Annotated in this window: 26 protein-coding genes and 1 pseudogene; 15 read left to right on the top strand and 12 right to left on the bottom strand. The window is 71.5% G+C overall.

From position 1 onward, the window contains the following. Positions 1-37: 37 nt before the first annotated feature. From KK097_RS07595 to KK097_RS07585, 3 genes are read left to right on the top strand one after another with little or no spacing between them, the layout of a single operon-like run. Positions 38-1,363, top strand: a complete 1,326-nt coding sequence (locus KK097_RS07595; protein ID WP_214544236.1) for an alpha-L-fucosidase — start codon at positions 38-40, stop codon at positions 1,361-1,363. Beyond that, positions 1,363-1,770 carry an L-rhamnose mutarotase gene (locus KK097_RS07590; protein ID WP_250896550.1) on the top strand — a complete coding sequence of 136 codons (408 nt, stop codon included), beginning with the start codon at positions 1,363-1,365 and terminating at the stop codon, positions 1,768-1,770. Before KK097_RS07595 ends, KK097_RS07590 begins: the two co-directional genes overlap by 1 nt. Beyond that, entirely contained in the window at positions 1,767-2,726 is a 960-nt protein-coding gene (locus tag KK097_RS07585) for an aldo/keto reductase (protein WP_214544235.1), read from the top strand. Before KK097_RS07590 ends, KK097_RS07585 begins: the two co-directional genes overlap by 4 nt. Positions 2,727-2,816: 90 nt before the next feature. On the opposite strand, the gene KK097_RS07580 is transcribed toward KK097_RS07585, so the two are convergent. The 6 genes from KK097_RS07580 to KK097_RS07555 all read right to left on the bottom strand — a co-directional run bounded on the left by KK097_RS07580 (position 2,817) and on the right by KK097_RS07555 (position 6,935). Continuing rightward, positions 2,817-3,101, bottom strand: coding sequence for a GlsB/YeaQ/YmgE family stress response membrane protein (locus KK097_RS07580; protein WP_214528705.1), 285 nt, complete (start codon positions 3,099-3,101; stop codon positions 2,817-2,819). 101 nt (positions 3,102-3,202) lie between these two features. Further along, positions 3,203-3,880: a FadR/GntR family transcriptional regulator gene (locus tag KK097_RS07575; protein WP_214528704.1), complete on the bottom strand. Its 678-nt coding sequence runs from the start codon at positions 3,878-3,880 to the stop codon at positions 3,203-3,205. 100 nt (positions 3,881-3,980) lie between these two features. Continuing rightward, positions 3,981-4,766: an SDR family NAD(P)-dependent oxidoreductase gene (locus KK097_RS07570; RefSeq protein WP_214528703.1), complete on the bottom strand. Its 786-nt coding sequence runs from the start codon at positions 4,764-4,766 to the stop codon at positions 3,981-3,983. Beyond that, entirely contained in the window at positions 4,766-5,614 is an 849-nt protein-coding gene (locus KK097_RS07565; protein WP_214544234.1) for a fumarylacetoacetate hydrolase family protein, read from the bottom strand. Before KK097_RS07565 ends, KK097_RS07570 begins: the two co-directional genes overlap by 1 nt. A 42-nt stretch (positions 5,615-5,656) precedes the next feature. Next, complete coding sequence (locus KK097_RS07560; RefSeq protein WP_214544233.1) at positions 5,657-6,526, bottom strand: amidohydrolase family protein; 870 nt, start codon at positions 6,524-6,526, stop codon at positions 5,657-5,659. Positions 6,527-6,665: 139 nt separating this feature from the next. After that, complete coding sequence (locus KK097_RS07555) at positions 6,666-6,935, bottom strand: glutaredoxin family protein (protein WP_017888006.1); 270 nt, start codon at positions 6,933-6,935, stop codon at positions 6,666-6,668. Positions 6,936-6,972: 37 nt separating this feature from the next. Here KK097_RS07555 and KK097_RS07550 point away from each other — a divergent pair, with 37 nt between their 5' ends. From KK097_RS07550 to KK097_RS07515, 8 genes are all read left to right on the top strand, one after another. Next, the gene (locus KK097_RS07550; RefSeq protein WP_307858794.1) at positions 6,973-8,001 is read left to right on the top strand and encodes a PrsW family intramembrane metalloprotease; all 1,029 of its coding nucleotides are present in this window, start codon (positions 6,973-6,975) and stop codon (positions 7,999-8,001) included. Between the two features lie 43 nt (positions 8,002-8,044). Further along, complete coding sequence (locus tag KK097_RS07545) at positions 8,045-9,760, top strand: adenosylhomocysteinase (protein WP_214544231.1); 1,716 nt, start codon at positions 8,045-8,047, stop codon at positions 9,758-9,760. Further along, complete coding sequence (locus tag KK097_RS07540) at positions 9,757-11,136, top strand: amidohydrolase family protein (RefSeq protein WP_214528698.1); 1,380 nt, start codon at positions 9,757-9,759, stop codon at positions 11,134-11,136. The genes KK097_RS07545 and KK097_RS07540 overlap by 4 nt, the downstream gene beginning before the upstream one ends. Then, positions 11,133-11,630, top strand: a complete 498-nt coding sequence (locus tag KK097_RS07535) for a cupin domain-containing protein (RefSeq protein ID WP_250896549.1) — start codon at positions 11,133-11,135, stop codon at positions 11,628-11,630. The genes KK097_RS07540 and KK097_RS07535 overlap by 4 nt, the downstream gene beginning before the upstream one ends. Before the next feature lie 25 nt (positions 11,631-11,655). After that, a complete protein-coding gene (locus KK097_RS07530) occupies positions 11,656-12,447 on the top strand; it encodes a DUF3800 domain-containing protein (RefSeq protein ID WP_214544230.1) in 792 nt (263 codons plus the stop codon). Between the two features lie 243 nt (positions 12,448-12,690). Continuing rightward, positions 12,691-13,512 carry an ABC transporter substrate-binding protein gene (locus tag KK097_RS07525; protein WP_214544229.1) on the top strand — a complete coding sequence of 274 codons (822 nt, stop codon included), beginning with the start codon at positions 12,691-12,693 and terminating at the stop codon, positions 13,510-13,512. A gap of 4 nt (positions 13,513-13,516) precedes the next feature. Continuing rightward, a complete protein-coding gene (locus tag KK097_RS07520) occupies positions 13,517-14,395 on the top strand; it encodes an amino acid ABC transporter permease (protein WP_214528695.1) in 879 nt (292 codons plus the stop codon). Further along, on the top strand, positions 14,392-15,168 hold the full coding sequence (locus KK097_RS07515; RefSeq protein WP_214544228.1) for an amino acid ABC transporter ATP-binding protein: 777 nt from the start codon (positions 14,392-14,394) through the stop codon (positions 15,166-15,168). Before KK097_RS07520 ends, KK097_RS07515 begins: the two co-directional genes overlap by 4 nt. Here the strand turns inward: KK097_RS07515 and KK097_RS07510 are convergent. Next, positions 15,165-16,130: an NAD(P)H-quinone oxidoreductase gene (locus KK097_RS07510; protein WP_214544227.1), complete on the bottom strand. Its 966-nt coding sequence runs from the start codon at positions 16,128-16,130 to the stop codon at positions 15,165-15,167. The genes KK097_RS07515 and KK097_RS07510 overlap by 4 nt on opposite strands. Positions 16,131-16,278: 148 nt before the next feature. Between KK097_RS07510 and KK097_RS07505 the strand changes: the two genes are divergently transcribed. Together KK097_RS07505 and KK097_RS07500 are read left to right on the top strand one after the other, a co-directional pair. After that, entirely contained in the window at positions 16,279-16,686 is a 408-nt protein-coding gene (locus KK097_RS07505) for a hypothetical protein (protein WP_214528692.1), read from the top strand. Beyond that, on the top strand, positions 16,686-17,165 hold the full coding sequence (locus KK097_RS07500; protein WP_214544226.1) for a hypothetical protein: 480 nt from the start codon (positions 16,686-16,688) through the stop codon (positions 17,163-17,165). Before KK097_RS07505 ends, KK097_RS07500 begins: the two co-directional genes overlap by 1 nt. A gap of 84 nt (positions 17,166-17,249) precedes the next feature. Here KK097_RS07500 and KK097_RS07495 read toward each other — a convergent pair whose 3' ends face one another. The 3 genes and pseudogenes from KK097_RS07495 to KK097_RS07485 all read right to left on the bottom strand — a co-directional run bounded on the left by KK097_RS07495 (position 17,250) and on the right by KK097_RS07485 (position 19,669). Next, on the bottom strand, positions 17,250-18,128 hold the full coding sequence (locus KK097_RS07495; RefSeq protein WP_214544225.1) for an aldo/keto reductase: 879 nt from the start codon (positions 18,126-18,128) through the stop codon (positions 17,250-17,252). Between the two features lie 190 nt (positions 18,129-18,318). After that, a pseudogene (locus KK097_RS07490) lies at positions 18,319-18,840 on the bottom strand (DUF6264 family protein); the annotation flags it as partial. Beyond that, positions 18,797-19,669: an HpcH/HpaI aldolase/citrate lyase family protein gene (locus KK097_RS07485; protein WP_214544224.1), complete on the bottom strand. Its 873-nt coding sequence runs from the start codon at positions 19,667-19,669 to the stop codon at positions 18,797-18,799. The gene KK097_RS07485 and the pseudogene KK097_RS07490, both read right to left, overlap by 44 nt. A gap of 151 nt (positions 19,670-19,820) precedes the next feature. On the opposite strand from KK097_RS07485, the gene KK097_RS07480 reads away from it, so the two are divergent. Beyond that, a complete protein-coding gene (locus KK097_RS07480) occupies positions 19,821-23,648 on the top strand; it encodes an AAA family ATPase (protein WP_214528687.1) in 3,828 nt (1,275 codons plus the stop codon). A 355-nt stretch (positions 23,649-24,003) separates the two neighbouring features. Then, positions 24,004-24,588, top strand: coding sequence for a CDP-alcohol phosphatidyltransferase family protein (locus KK097_RS07475; RefSeq protein WP_214544223.1), 585 nt, complete (start codon positions 24,004-24,006; stop codon positions 24,586-24,588). 106 nt (positions 24,589-24,694) lie between these two features. Here the strand turns inward: KK097_RS07475 and mscL are convergent, their stop codons facing one another. Together mscL and KK097_RS07465 are read right to left on the bottom strand one after the other, a co-directional pair. After that, entirely contained in the window at positions 24,695-25,189 is a 495-nt protein-coding gene (gene mscL / locus KK097_RS07470) for a large conductance mechanosensitive channel protein MscL (protein WP_214528685.1), read from the bottom strand. A gap of 76 nt (positions 25,190-25,265) precedes the next feature. Continuing rightward, positions 25,266-25,553, bottom strand: a complete 288-nt coding sequence (locus KK097_RS07465; RefSeq protein WP_214528684.1) for an FmdB family zinc ribbon protein — start codon at positions 25,551-25,553, stop codon at positions 25,266-25,268.

Raw genomic sequence — 25,553 nt, 5'->3', positions numbered from 1 at the left:
TCTTCCCTCGTCCTCCACTGAAAGGAACACTGGCCTCATGACCACCACCGCACCTGCCGAGCCGCAGACCGCGACCGACTCCGCGGGGTTCCCCGCGTGGTTCTCCCACGACCGGTTCGGCATGTTCATCCACTGGGGGCTCTACGCCCTGCCGGCACGGCACGAGTGGGTGAAGAACCGCGAACGGATCACCGACGCGGACTACCAGAAGTACTTCGACCACTTCGACCCGGACCTGTTCGACGCCGCCGACTGGGCCCGCCGTGCTCGAGCGGCGGGGATGAAGTACGTCGTCCTCACCACGAAGCACCACGAGGGCTTCTGCCTGTGGGACACCGCGCTCACCGACTACAAGTCCACGAACACCCCCTTCGGTCGGGACATCGTGCGGGAGTTCGTCGACGCCGTCCGTGCCGAGGGGCTGCGGGTCGGTTTCTACCACTCGCTCATCGACTGGCACCACCCGGACTTCACCGTCGACGGCGTGCACCCCCGGCGCGACGACTCGCCGGAGGAGATCGAGGCGTTCAACGAGGGCCGCGACATGTCGCGCTACCGCGAGTACCTCCACGGTCAGATCGAGGAGCTGCTCACCGACTACGGGCAGATCGACTACCTGTTCTACGACTTCTCGTACCGGGACAACGACCACGAGGACATCTGGGGTGGCAAGGGCCGGGACGAGTGGGGGGCCGAGGGGCTCATGGCGCTGACGAAGCGCCTGCAGCCCGGCATCATCGTGAACGACCGGCTCGACATCCCCGGTGACCTGGTCACCCCGGAGCAGTACCAGCCCGACAAGCCGATGGAGGTCGACGGCGTCCCGGTGCCGTGGGAGGCCTGCCAGACGTTGAACGGTTCGTGGGGCTACGACCGCGACAACGTGAACCTGAAGCCGGTCGACCTGCTCGTCCGCATGCTCGTCGACGGCGTCTCGAACAACGGGAACATGCTGCTCAACATCGGGCCGACCGGTCGCGGTGAGTTCGACGGGGTCTCCCGGCAGACACTCGACGGCATCGGGACGTGGATGCACCAGCACGCCCGCTCGGTGTACGGCGCCGGACCCTCGCGGTTCGTCGCCCCGCGGAACACCGTCTACACGCAGAACGGCAACCGCCTGTACCTGCACCTGTTCGCGTGGCCGTTCGAGCACGTGCACCTGCCCGACCTGGCCGGCAAGGTGGCGTACGCGCAGCTGCTCAATGACGCGTCGGAGATCCACTTCCGCGAGATCCCGCCGGGCACCCGGGCGCAGAACACCGGGCTCGGCGGGCAGCCCGCCGGCACCCTCACCCTGACGCTGCCCATCGTGCGGCCCGACGTCGCCGTCCCCGTCGTCGAGCTGTTCCTGCGCGACTGATGCAGCGGATCCTGACACGGACGCGACTGCGGGCCGGGAACGAGGCGGCGTACGACACCGTGCACACCTCGGTCCCGCCCGCGCTCGCCGCACGACTGCGCGAGGCAGGGGTGCACGACTGGACGATCTGGCGGGACGGGCTCGACCTGGTCCACCTGATCGAGGTCGAGGACCACCGGGCGATGCGCCGGGCGCTCGCCGACGACCCGGTCAACGCCGAGTGGCAGGAGACGATCAACCCGCTGCTCGAGGCGGACGACGACTACTCGGGCGACGACGACGGGGTCCCGCGGGTCTGGTCGCTGGCGGGCCAGGCGGGCCAGGCGGGCCAGGTGGACCAGGTGGACCAGGTGGACCAGGTGGACCAGGTGGACCAGGTGGACCACCTGGACCAGGTGGACCCGTGACCGACCTCGACCTGGACCGTGGCCCGTTCTGGTTCGGCGGGGCCGGCATCGGCAACCTGCTCCGTCCGGTGTCCGACGCCGACGCCCGCGACGCGGTCGACGCCGCCTGGGACGCCGGGGTCCGCGGGTTCGACACGGCGCCGCACTACGGCCTCGGGTTGTCCGAACGGCGGCTCGGTGCGGCGCTCGCCGACCGCCCCCGCGACTCGTTCCTGGTCTCGACCAAGGTGGGGCGCCTGCTCGTCCCGGGGCGCGGCGGCGGTGACGACCTGGCGTCCGGCGGATTCGCCGTGCCGGACGACACCGTGCGGCAGTGGGACCCGTCGCCGTCGGGCGTGCGGCGCTCGCTCGAGGAGTCGCTCGGCCGGCTCGGGCTCGACCGCGTGGACGTCGCCTACCTCCACGACCCGGACGTCTACTCGCTCACCGACGGTCTGACCCAGGCGCTGCCGACGCTCGCCGAGCTGCGCGACGAGGGCGTGGTGCGGGCGGTCGGTGTCGGGTCGAACTCCGTCGAGGCGCTGTCGGCGGCCGTCGGCACCGGGCTCTGCGACGTCGTCATGCTCGCCGGGCGGTACACCCTGCTCGAGCAACCGGCGGCGGCGCTCGTCGACCGGTGTGCGTCGCTGGGGGTCGCGGTCGTTGCGGTCGGCGTCTACAACTCGGGGGTGCTCGGACTCCCGCGACCGACGGCGGGGGCGACGACGTACGACTACGCCGAGGCCCCGGCGGCGCTGGTCGACCGGGCGAACGCCATCGCGGACGTCTGCGAACGCCACGGGGTCACGCTGCCCGAGGCCGCGCTGGCCTTCCCGCGTCGTGCCCCGGCGGTCGCCGCGATCGCGCTCGGTGCCCAGTCCGCCGACCAGGTGCGCTCGAACGTCGCACGGGCGGCCACCGACGTACCGGAGGCGCTGTGGGACGACCTGCGTGCGGTGGGCCTGCTCGCCGACTGACCCTGCGCACAACCGAAATCACCCCGAACCGCGCGGTTGCGTGGTTCGGGGTGACCGTGGTGGTGCGCCGGCGAGGCCGGCAGGGTGTGACTAGCGGTTGCGCGAGCTGCGGCCCGTGACGCGCACGTAGATGAGCAGCACGATGATCGCGCCGATGATCGACCCGATGATGCCGGCCGGCTGGAAGAAGCCGTCGGCCAGGTCGTGGCGGAAGATCAGGAACCCGAGGAACCCGCCCACGAACGAGCCGATGACGCCGAGCAGGATCGTCATGGGGATGGAGATGTGCTGCTTGCCGGGGACGACGAGTCGTGCGATGGCGCCGGCGATGAGGCCGACGATGATCATTCCGATGATGGTGCCGATGACGCCCATGGTGTTCTCCTTGTTTTGCGGCCGGTCCGAGCAACGGCAGGACGCCGTGCTGTGGGCCGGCAACCGACGAAACACCGGACTCCCTGGGAGGATTCACGGGTTCAGTCGAGTGAGCGCCGCAACCAGCGCTCGACACCCTCGACGTGGGACACCACGAGGGCCTGCACGAGCTGCGGATCGCGCCGTCGGATGGCGTCCACGATGGCGGCGTGCTCGTCGAGCGTCCGCTGCACCGACCCGCTCTGCGTCAGCCCGCGCCACACGCGCACGCGCACGGTCTTGCTCGACAGCGCGTCGAGCAGCCCGGACAGGTACTGGTTGCCGCCGATGCCCGCGATGGTCGAGTGGAACAGCAGGTCGTGGGCGACGAGGTCCTCGACGCCGGTGTCCTCGCCGACGGACTGCATCAGCGTGGCGAGCTCGTCGATCTGCTGCTCCGAGGCGCGGGCGGTCGCCAGGACGGCGGACGCCGGCTCGAGGATGCGCCGCACCTCGAGCAGGTCGACGAGCGACCGGTCGTGGTGCATGTCGACGACGAACGACACCGCCTCGAGCAGGACGCCCGGTTCGAGCGACGTCACGTACGTGCCGTCTCCCCGTCGGACGTCGAGCACACGGATCAGCTCGAGCGCCTTGACCGCTTCACGGAGGCTGTTGCGTGACAGTCCGAGCGATTCGCTCAGTTCCTTCTCGGGCGGGAGGCGCTGGCCGGGTTGGAGCTCACCGCTCACGATCATCTGCTGGATGCGTGCGATCGCATCGTCCGTCAACGACGCCACGTCACCACCTCCTGTGGACCCGGCCGCGTGCGCGACGGGACGTCCCGACGATACCCGGGACGGGCCTCCAGGCCGGACCGGCGGAGCCGCGGGGCGACCATCAGGCCGGCCGCAGCCGGAGGGCCTGCATCCCGCCGTCGACCGCCAGCTCGACGCCCGTCGTCGACCGGGCGAGCGGACTCGTCAGGTAGGCGACCGCCTCGGCGACCTCCGCCGCCTGCACCAGGCGTCCGTGCGGTTGACGAGCCTCGAGCGCGGCGCGTTCGGCATCCGGGTCGTCCGCGGACGACAGCAGTCGTGCGATCCACGGGGTGTCGGCGGTGCCGGGGTTGACGGCGTTGACGCGGATGCCCTCGCGAACGTGGTCGGCGGCCATCGCGCGGGTGAGCGCGGAGACCGCTCCCTTCGTGGCCGAGTAGAGCGCTCGTTGGGGGAGTCCGGCGGTGGCCGCGACGGAGCACGTGTTGACGATGCTCGCGGCGCCGGAGGCCCGGAGGTGGGGGAGCGCGGCGCGGGACAGGCGCACCGCTCCGAGCACGTTGACCTCGTACACCCGGCGCCACTCGTCGTCGGTGTTGTCCTCGACCGTCCCCTGGGCGCCGATGCCGGCGTTGTTCACGAGCACGTCGAGGCCGCCGAGCTGGTCGACGGCCGTGGTGACGGCGGCGCGGACGGACTCGTCGGACGACACGTCGCAGGTGACGGAGACGATCCCGTCGGCGGTGGAGGGCTGCAGGTCGAGCACCGCGACCGCGGCGCCACGGTCCTGCAGCGCGGCCGCGATGGCCGCGCCGATGCCGGAGGCGCCGCCGGTGACGATGGCGCGGAGACCAGCATGGCTGCCGGGCGTTCCGGGGGTGCCGGTCTGGCTGGTGGTGTCGGCCATCAGGCTGCTCCGACCGTCTGGCGCTGTGAACCCAGCCCGTCGGCGGTGAGCTCGAGCACGTCGCCGGGCTGCAGGTACGGCGCGTGCCCGGCGAGGGCGACCCCGGCCGGGGTGCCGGTGCTGATGACGTCGCCCGGGTACAGCACCATGAACTGCGACAGGTACCGGACGATCTCCACCGGCGGGAAGATCATGTCGGCCGTGGTGCCGTCTTGCCGGACTTCTCCGTTGACGGTGAGCCGGAGTGCGAGCGCCGCCGGGTCGACCTGGTCGGGCGTGACCAGCCACGGGCCGAGCGGGTTGAACGTCTCGCAGGACTTCCCCTTGTCCCACTGTCCGCCGCGCTCGAGCTGGAAGGCGCGTTCGGAGACGTCGTTCGCGATGGCGTAGCCAGCGATGCAGGCGCTCGCCGCCTCGTCGGAGTCGCAGTACCGGGCGGTCCGCCCGATGACGACCGCGAGTTCGATCTCCCAGTCGGTCTTCTCGCTGCCGCGGGGGATCAGGACCTCGTCGTCCGGGCCGATCACCGTCATCGGGTCCTTCATGAACACGATCGGCTCGGTCGGGATCTCGGCACCGGTCTCGGCGGCGTGGTCGCGGTAGTTCAAGCCGATGCAGACGACCTTGCCGGGGCGGGCCACCGGAGCGCCGCGGCGGAGCCCCTCGGCGTCGGGCAGCGCTCGGACGTCACCGGCGTCGCGCGCATGCCGCACGCGGGCGACCGGATCGGACGCCAGGAACGCCCCGCTGATGTCGGTCGTGATCGGGCAGAGGTCGAGGACCTCGCCGTCGGTGTCGACCGCGACGGGGATCTCGTCGCCCGCGGGGCCGAGTCGTGCGAACTGCATCGTTCCTCGCTCTCCGGCTGCACCGGTGCAGCCGAAGACATCCTATGTCTGCCCCGGGGCTCGGACAAGGCTCTCCGCGCTGAGGGTCCTCCCATGCAGGTACGTGCGCTCCGCCGTCCCGCCGAGGACCGCCTGGCGTTCGTCCGGGGTCAGGCCGGCCAGCGCTCCGGTGGTCCGCCGCACCACGTCGTCGTACGTCGTGGCCAGCGTCGAGACCGGCCAGTCGGACCCGAACAGTGACCGCTCCGGGCCGAAGCGCTCGACCACGGCGCGGACGAACCGGTCGACCGGCTGCCGTCGCCAGTCCGGCCCGGCCTCGGTGAACAGTCCGGACACCTTGCAGACGACGTTCGGCCGCGCGGCGAAGTCGTCGATCCGGCCCGGCCACCCCGCGTCCCCGCCCGCGATGTCGGGCTTGCCGGCGTGGTCGAGGACGAACGAACCCCCGGGGACGGCATCGAGCAGCGCGAGGGCCGCCCGGTGCTCACGTGCGCGGACGAGCACGTCGACGACCAGACCGGCGGCGGACACGGCCCGGACCCCGCGGACGACCTCGGGCCGGGCGAGCCAGTCCGGGTCCGGTTCGTCCTGCGCCTGGTGTCGGATGCCGACCAGGCGGGTGCCGCCGGGTCCCGCGAGCACCGCGGCGATCCGGTCGGAGACGTCGGGGGCGGTCAGGTCCACCCAGCCGACGACCCCGGTGACCGGCTCGGGCTGTTCGAGGAGCCACGTGGTCTCGCCCGGGTCGTGGACGGCCTGCACCACGATCGTCCGGGCCACGCCGGTGCTCCGGGCGGCGGAACGGAGGTCGTCCACGTCGAACCGGCGGCGGATCGGGGAGACCGAGTCGTCCATCCAGGGGTAGGGTCGGTCGGCGGGATCCCAGAGGTGGTGGTGAGCGTCGATGATCACGCGCTCATGATGCCCGATTCATCCGATGTCCGCCCGGCAGGGTGTCGGTGCGACGACCTTTCGCGCTCGGCGACACCGCACGCGCCACAGTGCCCGTGCGGTGTCGCTGGGCGCGTGGAGTCGCAGCGACCAGTGCCGCTCAGACGACGCCGGAGGCCTCGAGCTCGGCACGCAGCTCGGCGTCCGACGGCTCGACGAAGTGCTTGCCGTTCGGCAGCACCACCACGGGGATGTTCTTCCGGCCGCTGATCGCCTCGGCACGGTCCGCCGCGGACAGGTCCTGCTCCACGTCGACGTACTCGTAGTCCACGCCGAGGGTGTCGAGCAGCGCCTTGGACCGACGGCAGTCGCGGCACCAGTCGGCACCGAACATGGTCACGCGGTCGGGGGCAGTCGTCGCATCGCTCATGTGCAGAGAGTACGTCGGACGGTCCCCGGACATTCCCGTGTCGCCGCTCGCCCCGCCCGGAGCACCATGTGGCCATGAGCCTGCCCTGGGACGCCCCGTCGCACACCCTCACCACCGGCACGGCTGGTGGTGGAAGACCCTGCTCGTCGGCTTCGTGCTGTGGGTCGTCACCATCATCGTCACCGTGTCGACGCAGAACACGAACCTCGTGCCGACGATCATCCTGCTCGGCAGCTTCCTCGTGCCGTTCACCGTCGTGCTGTTCGTGATCGAACGGGTCACCGGCACGGTCAGCACGATGCAGCTCGTCACCGCGTTCTTCGTCGGCGGGATCCTCGGCGTGCTCGGGGCGTCACTGCTCGAGGCCGACCTGGAGCAGGGCGCCGGCCTGTACCTGGTCGTCGGCTTCGTGGAGGAGTTCGTCAAGGGCGTCCTGCTCGTCGTCGTGGGGTGGCGCGTCCGCCCGAAGACGGCGAAGCAGGGCGCGCTGCTCGGCGCGACGATCGGTGCCGGGTTCGCCGCGTTCGAGTCGGCCGGCTACGCGTTCAACGCGGCGATCACGGCCCGGGGGATCGACCTCGCCTCGCTCCTGCAGACCGAGGTGGTCCGCGCGGTGCTGGCGCCCGTCGGACACGTGCTCTGGACGGCGATCCTCGGGGCGGTGCTGTTCGGTGCCGCCACCGGACGGGCACGGTTCCGCTGGTCGTGGCCGCCGATCGTCGCGTACGTGGTGGTCTCGGTGCTGCACGGGCTGTGGGACGCCAACGGCACGATCGCGACACTCATCGCGTTCGTCGTGTCCGGGGTCCCGTTCTCGGCCGCGCAGTACGGCATGGTCCCGGCGGCGGTCGGCGGGATCGTGACGACCGTCTACGTGATCGGGCTCGCGATCGTGAGCCTCATCGGCGTCGCCGTGCTGGTCGGGGTGCTCCGCCACCACCGCGGACGCACGCAGGCCCTGCCGGCGCCCGGCGGGTGGGACGGGACGCAGGCACCCGACGGGTGGGACGCGACGCAGGCACCCGACGGGTGGGACGCGACCCCCGGCCCCGACCGGCTGCGCTGAGCCTGCGCCGGGTCGCCGCAGCCGCTCGCCCTACGATTGGCACATGCCGCCAGCACCCGACCCCGAGACGCTGGCCTGGGCCTCGGCGGCCGTCCGGCGCTTCGCCGCAGCGACGAACCTGCTCCTCGCCGCCCGCCGGTTCCGCATCGTCGGTGGCGACCCCTGTGACGCCGCGGCACTCCGGCGCCTGCTGACCGCGCTCGGCGCGCACGAGGCGCAGCAGCCGGACCGGCAGCCGCCGGATCAGCACCTCGACCTCGTCGACCAGCTCTGGTGTCTCGGCACACCCGAGGAGTCGACGCACGCCGTCGAGCAGGCCACCGACCGCCCACGCGGCGCGACGCTGATCGTCATCGACGCCGGCCGCCACCTGCCCGCCGTCGACGAGGACGCCTTCGGCCCCGTCACGCCCGCCCGACCCGGCGTGCTCGCCGTCCCGATGCTCTCCGACGACGTCTTCCTGGTGTCCACCGGCCGCGACCCCGAGGACGACCCGGCAGCCCAGGCCCGCCTGCGCTGGGCACGACGCTCGATGCTGGTCGCCCGGTCGGTCGCCGCCGAACTCCGCGACGGCGGGCTCCTGCGCGGCACACGCATCGGCGTCGCGATGTTCCTCGAGCCGAAGACCGCCGTGCTGAGCCTGCTGCTCCGTGACGCCGGTGCCGAGGTCGTCGTCTACGCCCACGCCGACGAGACCGACGACGCCGTCGCCGAGGCACTGCGGTCCGCCGGCCTGACCGTGTTCGCGAGCAGCACGGCGACGCTCCCCGAGCAGAAGCAGCTGGCCCTCGCGATGCTCGACACGGCGCCGCACATCCTGCTCGACGACGGGTCGCACGTCATCCGGCTCGCCCACCAGGAACGCCCCGACCTGCTGCCGACGATGCTCGGTGCCGCCGAGGAGACCACGAGCGGCCTCCGGCCCCTCCGTGTGCTCGCGGCGCGTGGCGCGCTCGGCATCCCGGTGATCGCCGTGAACGACGCCCGCACCAAGACGTTCTTCGACAACCGGTACGGCACCGGGCAGTCGACGGTGTTCGCGGTGCTCGACCTGGTCGACGAGCTCGCGTCCGGCACACACCGCGTCGTCTCGGGAGGAGCGGCGGTCGTCGCCGGGTTCGGGCACGTCGGCGAAGGGGTCGCCCTGGTGCTCGCCGCCCTCGGGTTCCGGGTGACGGTCGCCGAGACCGACCCGGTCCGCGCCCTGCAGGCACGCTTCGCCGGGTACGCCGTGGCCCCGCTCGTCGAGGCGGTGCGGGACGCCGACCTCGTGATGAGCGCCACCGGGGTGCCGGACACGATCGACCTCGACGTGCTCCGTGTCTGCGCGGGCGGTGCCGTGGTCGCCGTCGCCGGTGGGGTCGACCAGGAGATCGCCGTCGACGACGCCCTCGCTGCCGGTGTCCGGCGGCAGAACGTGGGACCGAAGGCCGAGCGGTTCGTGTTCCCCGGGGCCGACGGCGGGCCGATCGTGCTCGACGGCGGCGGCTGCATCAACATCACCGCGGCCGAGGGCAACCCCGTCGAGATCATGGACCTGTCCTTCGCCGTGCAGCTCGGCGCCGTCCGCATGCTCCTCGAACGCGGCGACGAACTGGAGCGTGCCGTCGTGCCGATCGACCCCGCGGTCGACGACGCGACCGCCCGCGCGGCGCTCGCCGCGTTCGGGAGCCGACCCGCGCCTCCCGGATCACCAGCGGAGCACCCGGCGGACCGCGAGCCGGACGTCCGGACCCACCGTTTCGGAGACCCGGCATGAGCGCCAGGCAGCACCCGGTCACCGTGCACTCGGCGCGCGTCGTCGTGCCGATGACCGCTCCGCCGATCGCGGACGGCGCGGTGGCCGTGCAGGACGGCCGGATCCTGCACGTCGGTGATCGGTCGTGGGTCATCGACCAGCTCACCGGGTCCGGCGCGACCTTCGCCGAGCGGCAGTGGCGTGGTGCGCTGCTGCCCGGGCTCGTGAACGCACACTCGCACCTGCAGTACACCGGCATGGCCAGTGTTGGCCAGCGTCAGTACGACGGCTTCGAGGACTGGGCCGCAGCGTTCAACGTCGACTACGCCGAACCGCACGACTGGCGGACCGAAGCCGCCGACGGTGCACGGGCGTCGATCCTGGCCGGCGTCACGAGCATCGCGGACATCGTCACCGACATCGAGGCGTCGACCGCGCTGCAGGACGCCGGGCTCGGGGGCATCGCGTACTGGGAGGTGATGGACTGGGAGAACGACGCCTGGCAGTCACACGGTCGCGACCAGGTGCTCGACGAACTCGACCGGATCCCCACGACCCCCGGAGCCGGCCTGTCGCCGCACGCGCCCTACTCGCTCGAGGTCGCTCCGCTCCTCGAGCTCCCCGACATCGTGCGACAGCGCGGCCTGCGGTTGCACCTGCACCTGGGCGAAGCGGCGTTCGAGGGCGAGCGCATCGCCCTCGCCCCGGTCCCCGGACTCGACGGTGTCGACGGCGTCGGCCACGGGAACGACTGGCACCTGGCGAACGTGCCGTCGTTCCGGGCGCTGCGAGCCCTGGGCTTCGGGGCCAGCGCGACCGCGTTCGTCGACCGCCTCGGGGTGCTCGGGCCGGACTGCCACATCGCCCACGGCGTCTACATGACCGCCGCCGACCGGGCCCTGTTGCGCGCCCGCGGCACCGCGGTGGCCCTGTGCCCGCGGTCGAACGCCGTCATCGGCCTCGACCCGCCGCCCGTCGCCGACTACCTGCGCGAGGGGAGCCCCATCGCCATCGGCACCGACTCGCTGTCGTCCTCGCCGTCCCTCGACCTGATGGCCGACGTCACCGCGCTGCACCGGATCGCCCGCGCCCAGGGCTACGGACACCGGGACCTGCACGAGCGGCTGCTCGCGGCGGCGACCCTCGGGGGTGCGCACGCGATGGGGCTCGCCGTCGGGCCGGACCGCATCGGGCACCTCGCCGTGGGGGCGCGTGCCGACCTCGCGGTCTTCGACGTGGACGCCCGCACCGTGCCGGACGCGCTCGCCGAACTCGTCGAGGACGGTGCCGGGCGGGCGGCCGCCACCGTGATCCGCGGGGTCGTCCGGGCCGCCGCGGGCGTCGTCACCGAACCGCACCCGAACCACGCCCCCGACGTCCCCCAGGAGGAACGATGACCGAGACAGCACCCCGCCCCGGGATGGCCGCACGCCGAACCGTCACCGGCGAGCTGATCGAGTGGCTCGACGTGCCGAAGCGCGCGATCGCCCTCGGCATGGAACCGCACCCCGAGGGCGGCTGGTACGTCCGCACCTGGACCTCACCGGCGACGGTCACCACCCCCGCGGGGGGCCGTCCGGCCGCCACCCTGATCCACTTCCTGCTGCCCCCGGGCGAGGCTTCCGCCTGGCACCGGGTCGCGAGCGACGAGATCTGGATGTGGCACGGGCCGGACACCGTCGACCTGCAGCTCGGCGGCGACGGTGACGTGCCCGAGCCCGGCGCCACCATCACGCTCGGCCCGGACGCCGGACGTGACCGGGTGAACGACGCGCAGGCGTTCGTGCGCGGCGGGGTGTGGCAGCGGACGATCCCCGGCGACGGCGAGGTGCTGCTGAGCTGCCTGGTGTCGCCGGGCTTCTCGTTCGACGACTTCACGATGGCCGACTGACGTACCACATTGGTATGTTGACCGGATGGAGTCCGGTCGTGTCCCTGCCCTCACCCGAGCTGCACTCGACGCGCCCTTCGAGTTCGCGTACGTGGACGAGACCGGAGACAAGGGTGATCCGGCTGCCTCTCCGGGCGCGACTCGTACCTACACGCTGGGGTGCGTGCTCGTCCCGGGCGGCGACTGGACCGACCGTCTCGACTGGCTGACGGGGGTCCGTCGCGAGATCCGGGACACCTACGGCATCCTCCTGCGTCACGAGCTCAAAGCGAACGTGCTGCTGCGTGGGCGAGGAGACCTGCGCGACCTCGGGCTCGGGGACGGCCAGCGGCGGGACGTGTTCCGGAGGTCGCTCGGTGCGCTGACCGTCGTGGCGTCCGGGGTCTTCGCGGTCGTGATCGACAAGGAAGCCCGGCCGATGGACTACCGGCCAGAGGACCGAGCGTGGACCTACCTGCTCCAGCGTCTCCGGATCCGGTCCGAGCAGACCGGCAAGTCGATCATCCTGGTGCACGACGCGGGCGACGACGCGACGGTCCGCGCGATCCATCGGCGCTTCCGTCGGCACAGTTTCGCGCCAGGGGGTTCTCGTGTCAGTGCGCCGCTGCTCGTCGAGGATCCGGTTCCTCGTGACTCGGCGTCGTCCTACTTCGTCCAGGCGGCCGACCTGGTCGCGTACGCGGGGTTCCGACGGTTCCAGGCACCCGGCGCGAAGACCGGCAGCGTCTGTGACGAGACGATGTGGGACGAACTCCGTCCCGTCTGGCGCACCGAGGTGACGAACGCGCGGCGCGACGCCGTCGTCGTCTGGCCGTGACGGCGTCGGGAACATCCGGAGAACAGAAAGGGGGCGCCCCGTGCTGGGACGCCCCTTGATCTCAGACCTCAGCCGAGCATGCGCCCGGTTCAGCCCGCGTCGCCAGATTACCAGCCCGGCGCCGGCCCGTCGACTGGTGTGTGACACGAGACCGCGTCACCAGGGGCACCCGGAGTCGCATTGGTATCCCACCGCGAAGTACACTTCGACCTGCCCCCACCCCCCTCGCACGAAGGCCCGACCGTGACCCGTCCCCTCCGCTTCACCTTCGCCGTCGCCACCGCCGCGGTCGCCGCCCTCGCCCTGTCGGCCTGCTCCGCCGGCGGCAGCAGCAACGCCGACGGCACCGTGACCGACGGCAAGCTCACGATCGCGACCGGGGACCCGGCGTACTCGCCCTGGATCGAGGACAACGAGCCGGAGTCCGGCAAGGGCTTCGAGTCCGCCGTCGCGTACGCCGTCGCGAAGGAGATGGGCTACGGCAAGTCCGACGTCGTCTGGAAGCGCAGCACGTTCGACAGCGCCATCGCTCCGGGCCCGAAGGACTGGGACCTCAACGTCCAGCAGTTCTCGATCGATGCGAAGCGCAAGAAGGCCGTCGACATGTCGAGCGCCTACTACACGACGACCCAGGCGGTCGTGACGACGTCCGGGTCGGAGGCCGCCGGCGACACCACGATCGCCGCGCTCAAGCAGGACGCCATCGGCGTCGCGACCGGTTCGACGAGCATCGCGAGCGTCAAGGACGTCCTCGGGGTCACCCCACAGGTGTTCAACTCCAACGACGACGCCGTGCTCGCGCTCAAGTCCGGGCAGATCGACGCGATCGTCACCGACCTGCCGACGGCGTTCTACATGGCCTCGGCGCAGGTCGACGACGGCACCGTGTCCGCGCAGTTCCCCGACGACGGCGAGGGCGACCAGTTCGGCTTCGTCCTGCCCAAGGACTCGGAGCTCACGAGCAAGGTCGACGAGGCCCTGAAGACCCTCGACGACGACGGCACCCTTCAGGAGCTGCAGACGAAGTGGCTCTCCTCGGAGACCGGCACGCCGGTCCTGAAGTAACCGGATGACGCTGCCAGCAGGGGCCGGCACCCCGGTCGCCGCATCCGCGCCGAGTCAGGTCGAGCTCGAGCGCCGGCTCTACCGTCGTCAGCGTGGCCGTCGCTCCGTCGTGGTGTCGGTCGTCTCCACCCTGGTCGTTCTCGCCGTCGTGTACTTCGGCGTCGTGAACACCCCCGGCTGGGCGGCGGTGCAGCAGTCGTTCTTCGATCCGCAGACCGCGATCGACACGTTCCCGGACATCCTGTCGGGCCTGTGGCTGAACGTCCGGATCCTGTTCTTCAGCGCCATCGGTGTCGCCGTGTTCGGCACGTTGCTCGCGGTCGTCCGGGGCCTGCGCAACCCGGTGTTCTTCCCGCTGCGGATGCTCGCAACCGGCTACACGGACCTCTTCCGCGGTCTGCCACTCATCATCGTGCTGTACCTGGTCGGCTACGGCATCCCCGGCCTCGGGGTGTTCCCGCGCCTGCCCGCCGAGGTCTGGGGCACGATCGCGATCACCCTGACCTACTCGTCGTACATCGCCGAGGTGCTGCGAGCCGGGATGGAGGCCGTGCACCCCTCGCAGCGGCTCGCCGCCCGGTCGCTCGGGCTCTCGCACGCCAAGACCCTGCGGCTCGTCGTGCTGCCGCAGGCGATCCGCAAGGTCACCCCGGCCCTGATGAACGACTTCGTGTCGATGCAGAAGGACGTCGGCCTGGTGTCGATCCTCGGCGCCGTCGACGCCGTGCGTTCCGCCCAGATCGCCCAGGCGGAGACCTACAACTTCACGCCGTACTTCGTCGCGGGTCTGCTGTTCGTGGTGATCAGCCTGCCGCTGATCCGCGTCACGGACGCGATCGCGCGTCGGCAGCAGCGGCGCGAGCAGATCGGAGGGACCGTATGAGCGAGGCCGGCCTGGAGGCCCGTGGTCCGTCCGGTACGGACGCCGCGGTCCTCGAACTGCGCGGGTTGCGCAAGGCCTTCGGCGAGCACGAGGTCCTGCGTGGCATCGACCTGACGGTCCACCGCCACGAGGTCATCTGCGTCATCGGGGCCTCCGGCTCCGGCAAGTCGACGCTGCTCAAGACGGTCAACCTGCTCGAGGGCATCGACGACGGGGAGATCCTGCTGCAGGGCACGGACATCGCCGACCCCCGCATCGCCGTCGACGCGGTGCGGGCGCGCATCGGCGTGGTGTTCCAGCAGTTCAACCTGTTCCCGCACATGAGCGTGCTCGACAACGTCACGCTCGCCTCCCGTCAGGTGCACGGCATCGGCCGGGCGCAGGCCGAGGAGACCGCGCGGCCGCTGCTCGACCGGATCGGCCTGGCGGAGTTCGCCGATGCGTACCCCGACCGGCTGTCCGGCGGCCAGCAGCAGCGCGTCGCCATCGTCCGGGCCATCGCGTCCGACCCGGAACTCCTGCTGCTCGACGAGGTGACGAGCGCGCTCGACCCCCAGCTCGTCGGCGAGGTGCTCGACCTGGTCACCGAGCTGAAGCGGCAGGGCTCGACGATCCTGATGACGACGCACGAGATGCACTTCGCGCGGAACGTCGCCGACCGGATCGTGTTCCTGCACCGCGGCGAGGTCGTCGAGCAGGGGTCCCCCGCCGACGTCCTCGACCGACCGCAGCACCCCGCGCTCGTCGAGTTCCTCGCCCGCGTGCACGCCTAGGGCGTCAGCAGCACCTTGCCGACCACCTCGCCGTCGCGCACGCGACGGTGGGCCTCCTCGACCTCGGTGAGCGGCAGCACGGAGTCGATGACCGGGCGGACGCTGCCGTCGGCGACGAAGGGCCAGACGTGTTCTCGGACGGCGGCGACGATCGCGGCCTTCTCGGCGAGCGGCCGTGCACGCAGGGTCGTCCCGCTGATCGACGCGCGCTTGCGCATCAGCACCCCGAAGTCGAGCTCGGCGGTGCGGCCGCTGCCCGAGGCGATGACCGCGATGTGCCCGTTCGGGGCGAGTGCCCGCAGGTTCCGCTCCAGGTAGGACTGCCCGACGACGTCGAGCACCACGTCGACGCCGACCCCGTCGGTGAACGCCAGGACGTGCTCCACGAAGTCCTCCGTGCGGTGGTCGATCACCAGGTCGGCACCGAGGTCACGGGACGCGGCGACCTTGCGTTCGCCGCCGCTCGTCGCGATCACCGTCGCACCGAGGGCCTTCGCCCACAGCACGGCGTGCGACCCCATGCCACCCGTGCCGCCGTGCACCAGGAGTGTCTGCCCGGGCCGGAGCCCGGCGAGCATGCCGATGTTGGAGTACACCGTGCAGGCCGCCTCGGGCAGACCGGCGGCCTCGACGAGGCCGACGCCGTCGGGGACCGGGAGCACCTGGGTAACCGGGGCGACGACGAGTGACGCGTACCCGCCACCGGAGAGCAGCGCGCACACCTGGTCGCCCACGGCCACGGAAGTGACCCCTGCACCGACGGCCCGCACCGTGCCGGAGACCTCGAGCCCCAGGACCTCCGAGGCCCCGGGCGGCGGCGGGTAGTTCCCTGCGCGCTGCTGCAGGTCCGCGTTGTTGACACCGGACGCGGCGACCTCGATCAGGACCTCGTCCGTGCCGGGTTCCGGGTCGGGCAGGTCGGTGACGGACATGGACGTGTCGTCGAACGTGATGGCGCGCATGCCCTCGACGGTACGCGCCGAGTGCCGCGGGCTGGTCATCGGGAGCCCACGACCCGGCCGGTCTCCCTGTGGATCTTCCCTGTACGCTCGATGACGGATCTGCACCTCATCCGGGGGAGTGCGGACAGATCGAGGGGGACCCCCAACCATGCCCAAGAAGCTCATCGCACTGGCCACCGCCGGCCTCGCGCTCACGCTGCTCGCCGGCTGCTCCACCGGGCCGTCCAAGGCCGACCAGTGCACGCAGTTCGAGAAGACCGTCAAGTCCGCAGCCCAGGGCGTCCAGTCCGAGGCCGCCAACCTGCAGTCCGACCCGGACGCGGCCGTCACGAAGCTCAAGGAGCTCGACGAGAAGATCTCCGACGGCGTCGACGACCTGTCGGACGACGACCTGAAGACCAAGGGCGAGGCCTTCGAGGAAGCCTACGGCGACCTGGTCGACGACATCGAGGACATCGCGAACGACCCGCAGTCGGCCGACGTCTCGGCCCTGACGAAGTCCAGCACCAAGGTGCAGGACGCCGGCAACGCCTTCCAGAAGGAGTGCAACTCCTGATGCGCCGCACACTCACCGCACTGGCCACCGCTGGCCTCGCGCTCACGCTGCTCGCCGGCTGCTCGGGCGGCTCGTCCGACGGCGGCTCGTCCGGCGGCGACTCGGGGTCGTCCAGCGCACCCTCGGCGTCGAAGACCGCCGCGGCAGCACCCGCACAGAGCAAGCAGGAAGCCTGCTCCCTGCTCGAGAACGAACTCGCGTCGTTCCTCAAGGAGCAGGGTTCGAACTCGGCCCCGGCCGAACCGAAGGCCCGCGCGGCGCTCATCGAGGAGTTCGTCCAGCGCATCGACTCGGCGCTGACCAAGGTCTCGAACGATCAGGTGCACGACACGTTCGAGGACTTCTCCGGCGCGGCGAAGGGCTACAGCTCCGCCATCCGCTCCGGTGCGGCCGAAGACTCGGCCGAGGTCAAGACGGCCCAGACCGAGGTGCAGACCACGCTCGACCGGGTCTCGGCGGTCTGCCCCGCCAAGAACTGAGCGACGCCGGAACCGCACGGAACACGACGACGTCCCGTCCCTCCTCCACAGGAGCGGCGGGGCGTCGTGTCTGCCGGGGCCTGGTCAGACGGCCGCGGGCTGGGACGCGTCGAGCCGGGCGACGTCCTCCGGACGCAGGCGCACGGTCGGTGCCGTGAGCGAGTTCAGGATCGACTGCGGGCGGGACGCCCCGGGGATCGGCACGACGACGTCGCTCTTCTGCAGCTCCCACGCCAGCGCGATGACCTGCGGGGTGACACCACGGTCGCGGGCGATGTACGCGAAGTCCTCGAACGCGGTGCCGAGGTCGGCCGCGCTCCCGATGCCGCCGAGGGGGCTCCACGGCAGGAAGGCGATGCCGAGCTCGTCGCACAGCTCGAGTTCCGGCTCGCTCGACCGGAACTTCGGCGAGTACTGGTTCTGCACCGAGGCCAGGCGGCCGCCGAGCACCTCGTTCGCGGTGCGGATCTGGTCCGGGTCGGCGTTCGAGATGCCCGCCATCCGGATCACGCCCTCGTCGAGCAACTCGGCGAGTGCCCCGATCGACTCGGCGTACGGCACAGCCGGGTCCGGACGGTGGAACTGGTAGAGCCCGATGGTCTCGACGCCGAGCCGCTTCGCCGAGGCCTTCGCGGCCTCCTTGAGGTACTCCGGGTGCCCGTTCTGCGCCCAGTTGCCGGCTTCGGGACGCAGGTGTCCGCCCTTCGTCGCGATGAGCACGTCCGAGGTGTCGTCGTGGAACTCCCGGACGGCCCGCGCGATGAGCTCCTCGTTGTGCCCCACCTCGTCGTGCCCGCCCAGGTGGTAGGCGTCGGCGGTGTCGATGAGCGTGACACCGTTCTCGAGCGCTGCGTGGATGGTGGCGATGGCCTGACGTTCGTCCGGTCGGCCCTCGATCGACATGGGCATCCCGCCCAGACCGACGGCACTGACGGACACGTCTCCGATGACTCGTTGCTTCATCGGCCCAGCATGCGCCGGGCATGCGCCCGCACGCCCAGGTGACGACGCCGTGGCGGTGACCGACCGGCGGACTGGAGGCCCGTGGCGGCCCCGCCCCGCGCCTCCAGGCCGGAACGCACACACGTTCTCGGACAGCACACGCGTCGATCGACGCGTGTCCTGTCGGAAGCGTGGTGCCGGTGCGCGCCGGTCAGGCGCTGGCTGACACCGACGACGCGGCGGAACCGTCGTCGACGGCGTTCGCGAACACGACGCCGCCCCAGGCGATGACGACGATCGCGAGCACGAAGCCGATCGCGGCGATCCACCACGACGGCTTCCGGCGGATCCACGCACCGATCGACAGCACGATCGTCGCGACCCCGATGACGAAGGCACCGCCGACCGCGATGGCGGCGCCACCGAAGTACCCGCCGGGCGTGCAGCCCGACGAGGCGTCGCACTCCGCCGTGGCCGAGGCGACCGCGATGATGCCGACGACCGTCGTGATCGCGGTCATGACGGCACCGAACACCAGGAGCAGCACCGTCGAGATCCGGTCGGCGAGCTTCGCCGGCGGGAACAACGTGGTGCCGCCGCGCTCCCACGCGGCGCGCTGTGCGTCCGTGGGACCGGAGGAGGACTGCGGCGGAGGGCCGGGGACGTTGGACCAGGTCATGCGTGCAGTCCTACCGCGCCTCGACCCCGAACGCCTGTGCGAGGCGCTGGATCTTCTGCGCCCGACCGAGTCGCGGCAGGTCGGATCCGTCGCGGATGACCCGGCCTCGGGCCTCGAAGTCGTCGAGGAAGTCCTGCGCCCAGGCGACGTCGGTCGGCGTGGGGGAGATGACCTCGTTGATGACGGGGAGCTGCTCGGTGTCGAGGCAGAGCTTGCCGGTCAGACCGAGCGACACGGCCACCTGCGACTGCTCGCGGAGGATCGGGTGCGACGACCCGACCGTGGGGCCGTCGATCGGACCGGGCAGGCCGCCGACGCGCGATGCGACCACCAGCTTCGACCGCGGGTACGCCATCGCGAGGGTGTCGGCGCTCGTGCCGGTGTCGCGCCGGTAGTCGCCCGAGCCGAACGCCAGGCGGAACGCACCCTGGGCCCTCGCGATCGAGACCGACTCCTCGATGCCGAGTGCCGACTCGACCAGGGCGATCACGGGCGTCTGCCCACCGAGCCGGTGCCACGTGTCGGTGACCTGCGCCGGGGACTCGGTCTTCGCGAGCATGACGCCCTGCAGCCCGGGCAGGCCGCGGAGCTCCTCGACGTCGTCGGCCCAGAAGTCCGTCGTGACGTCGTTGATGCGCACCCAGGCCTCACCGCCACCGGCGAGCCAGGCGGCGACGCCCTGCCGAGCCGAGGGCTTCGCGGCCGGGTCGACGGCGTCCTCGATGTCCAGGATGATCTGGTCGGCGCGGGACCGCTGTGACTTCTCGAACCGGTCGGTCGCCGTGCCGGAGACCAGCAGCCAGGAGCGCGAGATCTCGGCGGGGACCGATCGACGCCGGTTCGGCGTGGGGGCGGACGGAGCGGTGCGGTCGTCGATGGCCATGCCCCGTTGGTACCACACCGGACGGGACGAACGTCTGATCGGACGCGCCGCACGGCGCTCACGTCCGTGCGGAAACCCCGAAACCTCGGTTCATTGCCAGAGAGGCCGTCCGGTTCCGCCTACAGTGTCGGATGTGTGGCGAGCGGACAGGGTGACCGACGGTGAGGACGACGTGAACGACGACGTCCCCGTCGAGGGTGCCCGCGTGCGCCCCGATGACGATCGAGACGAGCAGCAGGACGTGGACCAGGAACGGACCGACGACGAGCCGGACCGCACGCTCCGCCCGGAGCTGCAGATGACGAGCCCGCAGGCGATCAGCCTCGGCGACCCGCGACTGCAGGCCGGCAACGCGGCCGAACCGACGTGGGACGGCTGGCGCACCCAGCTGACCGGGGTCGGCGGCACGAGCCCGCTCACGCACTTCAGCGACCACCCGCGCGCACGCATCGAGCTCTCGACCACCCACCCGGGCGGTCTCGCGCAGTTCATCACCGGCAAGACGACGCTGCTGTCCAGCCTGATCCGCGACGAGGTGGCGCTCCGTGCCGCCCGCGTCGCCGCCGGACACGTCGAGGCGAAGGGCACCGAGCTCGCCACGGTGCGCGGCATCGACGCCGTGAAGCTCGGCATCGGCATGGCCGACTGGAAGCACGGTGACGAGCAGTTCCGCGGCCCGGTGCTCCTGCGACCCCTGGCGATCCGCCGGCACGGACGCGACTTCGAGGTGCGGCTGCTCGGCGAACCGGTGCTCAACCCGGGCCTCGCCGACGCGCTGCACGAGCAGTTCGGGGTGATCCTCGACGCGCAGTCCTTCGTGGCCCTCGCACAGCAGGACGGCTCGTTCACGCCGAACCCCGTCATCGACCGCCTGCGTGGCCTGACCGCGCACATCCCCGGCTTCTCCGTGCACGCCCGGCTCGTGGTGTCCACCTTCGCCGAGGTCGCGACCGGCATGGTCGAGGACACCGGCGACCTGTCCCACCCCGTGCTCGACGCCCTGGCCGGCAACCCGAGCGCGAAGTGGCAGGTCGAGCAGTCCTACCACCCGGTCGAGCAGACCCCGTCGGACGAGCGCAGCCCCGAGACCGACACGCTGCTGCTCGACGCCGACGACGAGCAGGAGAACGTGATCGCGCAGATCACGGCCGGCAACTCCATCGTCGTGAAGACCCTGCCGGGCACCGGTGGCACGCAGACCATCGTGAACGCCCTCGGCGGACTGGTGGCGGCGAACAAGCGCGTGCTCGTCGTGAGCCCGCGCCGCGCCACCCTTCGGGGCATCGCCGCCCGCTTCGGTGAGGTCCAGCTGCCCGGGGTCGCGGTCACGCCGTCGACCCTGCGTCGTGACGTCGTCCGCGCCATCGCCCGCAACGAGAAGGCCGTTCGTCCGAACCTCCGCGAGGTCGACGACGCCCTGGTCCGGCTGCGCAAGGTGCTGAAGGACTACCGCGGCTCGCTCACCCGCAAGGACCCGGACTTCGGCGTCTCGGTGCTCGACTGCCTGGTGGAGCTGTCCCGGCTGTCGCTGCTGCCCGTCGCCCCCTCGACGACCGCGCGCCTGTCGAAGCAGTCCGTCGCCTCGATGGTCGAGGGTCGCTCGCGCGTCGCCGAGACCATGGTCAGCGCCGCGAACCTCGGTGAGTTCCGCTACGGCCCCGACGACTCGCCCTGGTACGGCGCGAAGTTCGGAGCGAGCGACGGTGCCCAGCGTGCCCACCGCATCGCGAAGGACCTCGACGCCGACGGCCTGCCGACCCTGCTCCGCCGCGCCCACGACCTGGTGAACTCGACGCACATGCGCCAGTTCACGACGATCAACGAGCTCGGCATCTACCTGCGCCTGCTCACCGAGATCCGTGACACGCTCGACCGCTTCCTGCCGGTGGTCTTCGACCGCTCGGTGTCCGAGCTCGTGGCCGCCACCGCCCCCCGCGGCGAGGGCGCACCGATGTCGTCGACGAACCGCCGCCGGCTCAAGAAGCTCGCCCGTGAGTACGTCCGTCCGGGCGTGCACGTGTCCGACCTGCACGAGGCCCTGACCCGCGTGCAGCAGCAGCGCGTGCTCTGGCAGCGCTACGTCGCCGCCGGCGTGAACCCCGAGGTGCCCACCGGCATCGCCGACGTCCAGGTGCTGTTCTCGAACGTCGCCGAGGACCTCGCGCGCCTCGACGAGCCGCTGGGCCGCACGGAGCGCGACCGCCAGCTCGCGAACACCCCGATCGACCAGCTCGTCCCGACCATCGCCGAGCTCGCCGCCGAGTCCGACGTCCTGCACAACCTGCAGGAGCGCACCGAGCTCATGCAGACCCTGCGCGACCTGCAGCTCGAGCCGCTCATCACCGACCTGGCGAACCGGCACGTTCCGGACGTCCAGGTGCCGGCCGAGCTCGAGCTCGCCTGGTGGCAGTCCGCCCTCGAGACCATGCTCGAGTCCGACCGGGCCCTGCTCGGCGCGAACACCGACATGCTCGACCGGGTCGAGGCCGACTTCCGACTCGTCGACGACGCCCACGCGGCCGGGGTCTCCCAGGGCCTTGCGTGGCAACTCGCCGAGAACTGGAAGGTCGGACTCGTCGACTGGCCCGAAGAAGCGACGGCGCTCAAGACCCAGCTCCGCGACGGCGCGATCACCTCGCGTCTGCTGCAGGACTCCGCACCGCACCTGTCCCGGTCGATCGCACCCGTCTGGCTCGCCAGTCCGTACGAGGTGCCGCAGATCGCCGACACCATGCCCTTCGACACCGTGATCCTGGTCGACGCCGGTGCCGTGACGATCGCGGAGACCGTCGGTGCCGTCCGCCGTGCCCGCCAGACCGTCGTGTTCGGCGACCCGGTGACCCAGACGCCGTCGCCGTTCCGCATCGCCGTGGACCCCGAGCACCGTGCCCTGCAGGTCGACGAGGGCACGCTCGACGCGTTCCACGCCGACTCGGCACTGGCGAAGCTCTCCACCCTGCTGCCGACCCTGTCCCTGTCGCGGTCGTACCGTGCCGGCGGCGAGGACCTCGCCGAGCTCGTGAACCGTCGATTCTACGGCGGCAAGATCGAGTCCCTGCCGTGGGCCGGCTCGTTCCTCGGCCACGGGTCGATCGCGCTCGACTACGTCAGCGACGGCAAGGCCGTGCCCGACCCCGAGTCCGGTGCCGTCGAGAGCGTCGACGCCGAGGTGGACCGCGTGGTCCGGCTCGTCATCGACCACGCCCGCACCCGTCCGACCGAGTCGCTCATGGTCATCACCGCGTCGGCGAAGCACGCCGTGCGGGTCGAGCAGGCCGTGCTGACCGCCGCCCAGGGGCACAAGGACCTCACCGAGTTCGTCATCGGCGACCGCGCCGAGCCGTTCATCGTGGCGACGCTCGAGCAGTCGGTGGCGCAGAGCCGCGACCGCGTCGTGTTCTCCATCGGCTACGGCCGCACCCCGCACGGCCGCGTGCTGCGCGACTTCGGTCCGCTCGGCAAGCCCGGTGGCGAGCGGCTGCTGGCGGTCGCGATGACCCGGGCCCGTCGGTCGATGGTCATCGTCACGTGCTTCCAGCCCTCGGACATCGAGGCCGAGCGCATGGGCCACGGCACCGTCGCCCTCGCCGAGATCCTGGCCGAGGTCCGCGCCCGTACCACCGCCGAGTACGTGCCGGACGACTCCGACCCGCTGCTCGTCGACCTGGCCCGGCGCCTCGAGATGCGCGGCATCCCGGTCGCGCTCGGCCACCGCGGCAAGCTCGGCCTCGTCGCCGCGCACGGTGGGGTGTGCGTCACGATCGAGACCGATGCGTCGCTGGTGAAGGGGTCGCTGCGCGAGTCCCTGCGCCTGCGTCCCGAGGTGCTCCGTCGACTCGGTTGGCACTACGTCCGCGTGCACGCGTTCCAGCTGTTCTCCGACCCGGACCGCGTGGCCGACACCGTCGCCGCCGTGCTCGGTGTCGACCGCGGCGCGACGCAGGAGATCTCGATCCCCCCGATCCCAGCCCGCCGATGAACACGCAGGATCTCCATCCCTGCGTGCCCGGCATCGGCCTCGCACGCCGATGAGCCGCCGGGCCTCGCGGCCCGCCGGTCCGGTGACGCCGGAGACGGACCAGCTGGTGGGCACGTGGACGCGGGCCGACGACGTGTCGTCAGCCGCGCCTCCCGTCCGCCCCGCCGCTGACGGAGGCGAGACAGCGGACCAGCCGGGAGGCCCGGTGCGGCGCCGCAGACGCGTCACCACCCAGCCGGTGGACGGCTACGACCCGGCGCCGCCGCCGGAACCGGCCCGGCACCGCGATGGCGAGAACGACGACCAGCTCCGGCGCGACGTCCCCCCGCACTGGTAACCGGTAGCCTGGCCCGTGATGACTGACACCGCGCGGCAGCGCCCCGACTGGCAGACCTGGCCGAACCTGATCACGCTGTTCCGCCTCGTGCTGATCCCGGTGTTCATCGGCCTCGTCGTCGCCGGCCACCCGGGGTGGGCGCTCGTCGCCCTCGTCGTGATCGGCGTGAGCGACTGGGCGGACGGCTTCATCGCCCGGAAGTTCGACCAGGGCTCGAAGCTCGGCAAGGCCATCGACCCCGTCGCCGACCGCCTGGCGATCATCGCGATCGTGCTGTCCCTGGTGCTCGTCGGCCTGCTGCCCTGGTGGGTGGTGGCCGTCGTCGTGCTCGTCGACCTGGTGCTCGTCGTCCTGTCGAGTGTGCTGTTCCACGGCAACCCGGACCTCGACGTCACGTGGACGGGCAAGATCCGCTCGGCCCTGCTGTTCGTCGGGCTGCCGGTGCTGCTGTTCTCCGCGGTGCACACCGTCGACGAGAACGCGCCGTGGGTCCGGGTCGTGGCCCTGGTGTTCGTGTACCTCGGCACCGCGGGGCACGTGCTCGCCGGCGCCCAGTACGCCGTCGCGATGTTCGCGAAGCGCCGCACGGTCCCCGCCGCCTGACGCAGGCCCGCCCGCTCGCGACGCAAAACACCGGTGTTCCCACTGCGCACCGCGGTTTGCGGGTGTGCAGAGCGCGAACACCGGTGTCTTGCGGCGGGTCCCGGAGCTAGAGCTTCGTCGAGCCGCCGATGCCGGGCCCCTCGGGAGCGTTCGACGGGGCGATGTGCGCCCCCGTGCTCCCGGCGCCGCCGTTCTGCGGGCGGAGCAGGTCGCGGATCTCGAGCAGCACCTCGACGTCGGTCGGGGGGACGTCCTGCGGGGTCTGCTGCTCGTCGTTCTTGACGCGCTCGAACGCGGCCTTCTTCAGGTGGTTGACCGGCACCACGAGCGCGAAGTACACGACCGCGGCGACGATGACGAAGTTGATGACGGCACCGATGATCGCGCCGAACATGAGCTTCGCGTCACCGCCGGAGATCGTCGGGATGTGCACGATGAGTGCCTTGTCCAGGCTCGAGGCGTTGAACACGGCACCGATGAGCGGGTTGATCAGGGCGTTGACGATCGTGGTGACGATCGCGGTGAACGCCGCACCGATGACGACTGCGACGGCCAGGTCGATGACGTTGCCGCGGAGCAGGAACTCCTTGAAGCCCTTCATGCGAGGGTCTCCTTCCGGGTCGAGGACGGCCGCCGAGTGGCGACCGGCCCAACCTATCCGGGGAGCGCAGTCCTCGTCAGGACGCGGGCTTCGACGTGCTGGGCTTCGACTCGGCCTTCTTGGTCGGCTCGGACTTCTTCGGCTCGGACTTCGCGGAGGTGCTCGACGACCCTTCGGACTTCGGGGCCGGGCGGGAGTCGGTGCGGTAGAAGCCGCCGCCGTTGAAGGTCACGCCGACGGGGGAGAACACCTTGCGGAGGACACCGCCGCACACCGGGCATTCGGTCAGGGTGGCGTCGGAGAACGACTGCTTGATGTCGAACGCGTTGTCGCACTCGGTGCAACGGTACGAGTAGGTGGGCAC

Source organism: Curtobacterium flaccumfaciens (assembly GCF_018598405.1).
Taxonomy (GTDB): domain Bacteria; phylum Actinomycetota; class Actinomycetes; order Actinomycetales; family Microbacteriaceae; genus Curtobacterium; species Curtobacterium aurantiacum.
This window is presented reverse-complemented; position numbering and strand designations above follow the sequence as displayed.

Excerpts from the sequence above, each read along its gene's own strand:
- KK097_RS07565 (WP_214544234.1), bottom strand. The coding sequence starts at position 5,614 with ATGCAGTTCGCACGACTCGGCCCCGCGGGCGACGAGATCCCCGTCGCG.
- KK097_RS07545 (WP_214544231.1), top strand. The coding sequence starts at position 8,045 with ATGCCGCCAGCACCCGACCCCGAGACGCTGGCCTGGGCCTCGGCGGCC.
- KK097_RS07485 (WP_214544224.1), bottom strand. The coding sequence starts at position 19,669 with ATGGCCATCGACGACCGCACCGCTCCGTCCGCCCCCACGCCGAACCGG.
- KK097_RS07555 (WP_017888006.1), bottom strand. The coding sequence starts at position 6,935 with ATGAGCGATGCGACGACTGCCCCCGACCGCGTGACCATGTTCGGTGCC.
- KK097_RS07595 (WP_214544236.1), top strand. The coding sequence starts at position 38 with ATGACCACCACCGCACCTGCCGAGCCGCAGACCGCGACCGACTCCGCG.
- KK097_RS07535 (WP_250896549.1), top strand. The coding sequence starts at position 11,133 with ATGACCGAGACAGCACCCCGCCCCGGGATGGCCGCACGCCGAACCGTC.
- KK097_RS07540 (WP_214528698.1), top strand. The coding sequence starts at position 9,757 with ATGAGCGCCAGGCAGCACCCGGTCACCGTGCACTCGGCGCGCGTCGTC.
- KK097_RS07510 (WP_214544227.1), bottom strand. The coding sequence starts at position 16,130 with ATGCGCGCCATCACGTTCGACGACACGTCCATGTCCGTCACCGACCTG.
- mscL (WP_214528685.1), bottom strand. The coding sequence starts at position 25,189 with ATGAAGGGCTTCAAGGAGTTCCTGCTCCGCGGCAACGTCATCGACCTG.
- KK097_RS07475 (WP_214544223.1), top strand. The coding sequence starts at position 24,004 with ATGACTGACACCGCGCGGCAGCGCCCCGACTGGCAGACCTGGCCGAAC.
- KK097_RS07500 (WP_214544226.1), top strand. The coding sequence starts at position 16,686 with ATGCGCCGCACACTCACCGCACTGGCCACCGCTGGCCTCGCGCTCACG.
- KK097_RS07590 (WP_250896550.1), top strand. The coding sequence starts at position 1,363 with ATGCAGCGGATCCTGACACGGACGCGACTGCGGGCCGGGAACGAGGCG.
- KK097_RS07570 (WP_214528703.1), bottom strand. The coding sequence starts at position 4,766 with ATGGCCGACACCACCAGCCAGACCGGCACCCCCGGAACGCCCGGCAGC.
- KK097_RS07495 (WP_214544225.1), bottom strand. The coding sequence starts at position 18,128 with ATGAAGCAACGAGTCATCGGAGACGTGTCCGTCAGTGCCGTCGGTCTG.
- KK097_RS07580 (WP_214528705.1), bottom strand. The coding sequence starts at position 3,101 with ATGGGCGTCATCGGCACCATCATCGGAATGATCATCGTCGGCCTCATC.
- KK097_RS07520 (WP_214528695.1), top strand. The coding sequence starts at position 13,517 with ATGACGCTGCCAGCAGGGGCCGGCACCCCGGTCGCCGCATCCGCGCCG.
- KK097_RS07530 (WP_214544230.1), top strand. The coding sequence starts at position 11,656 with ATGGAGTCCGGTCGTGTCCCTGCCCTCACCCGAGCTGCACTCGACGCG.
- KK097_RS07515 (WP_214544228.1), top strand. The coding sequence starts at position 14,392 with ATGAGCGAGGCCGGCCTGGAGGCCCGTGGTCCGTCCGGTACGGACGCC.
- KK097_RS07505 (WP_214528692.1), top strand. The coding sequence starts at position 16,279 with ATGCCCAAGAAGCTCATCGCACTGGCCACCGCCGGCCTCGCGCTCACG.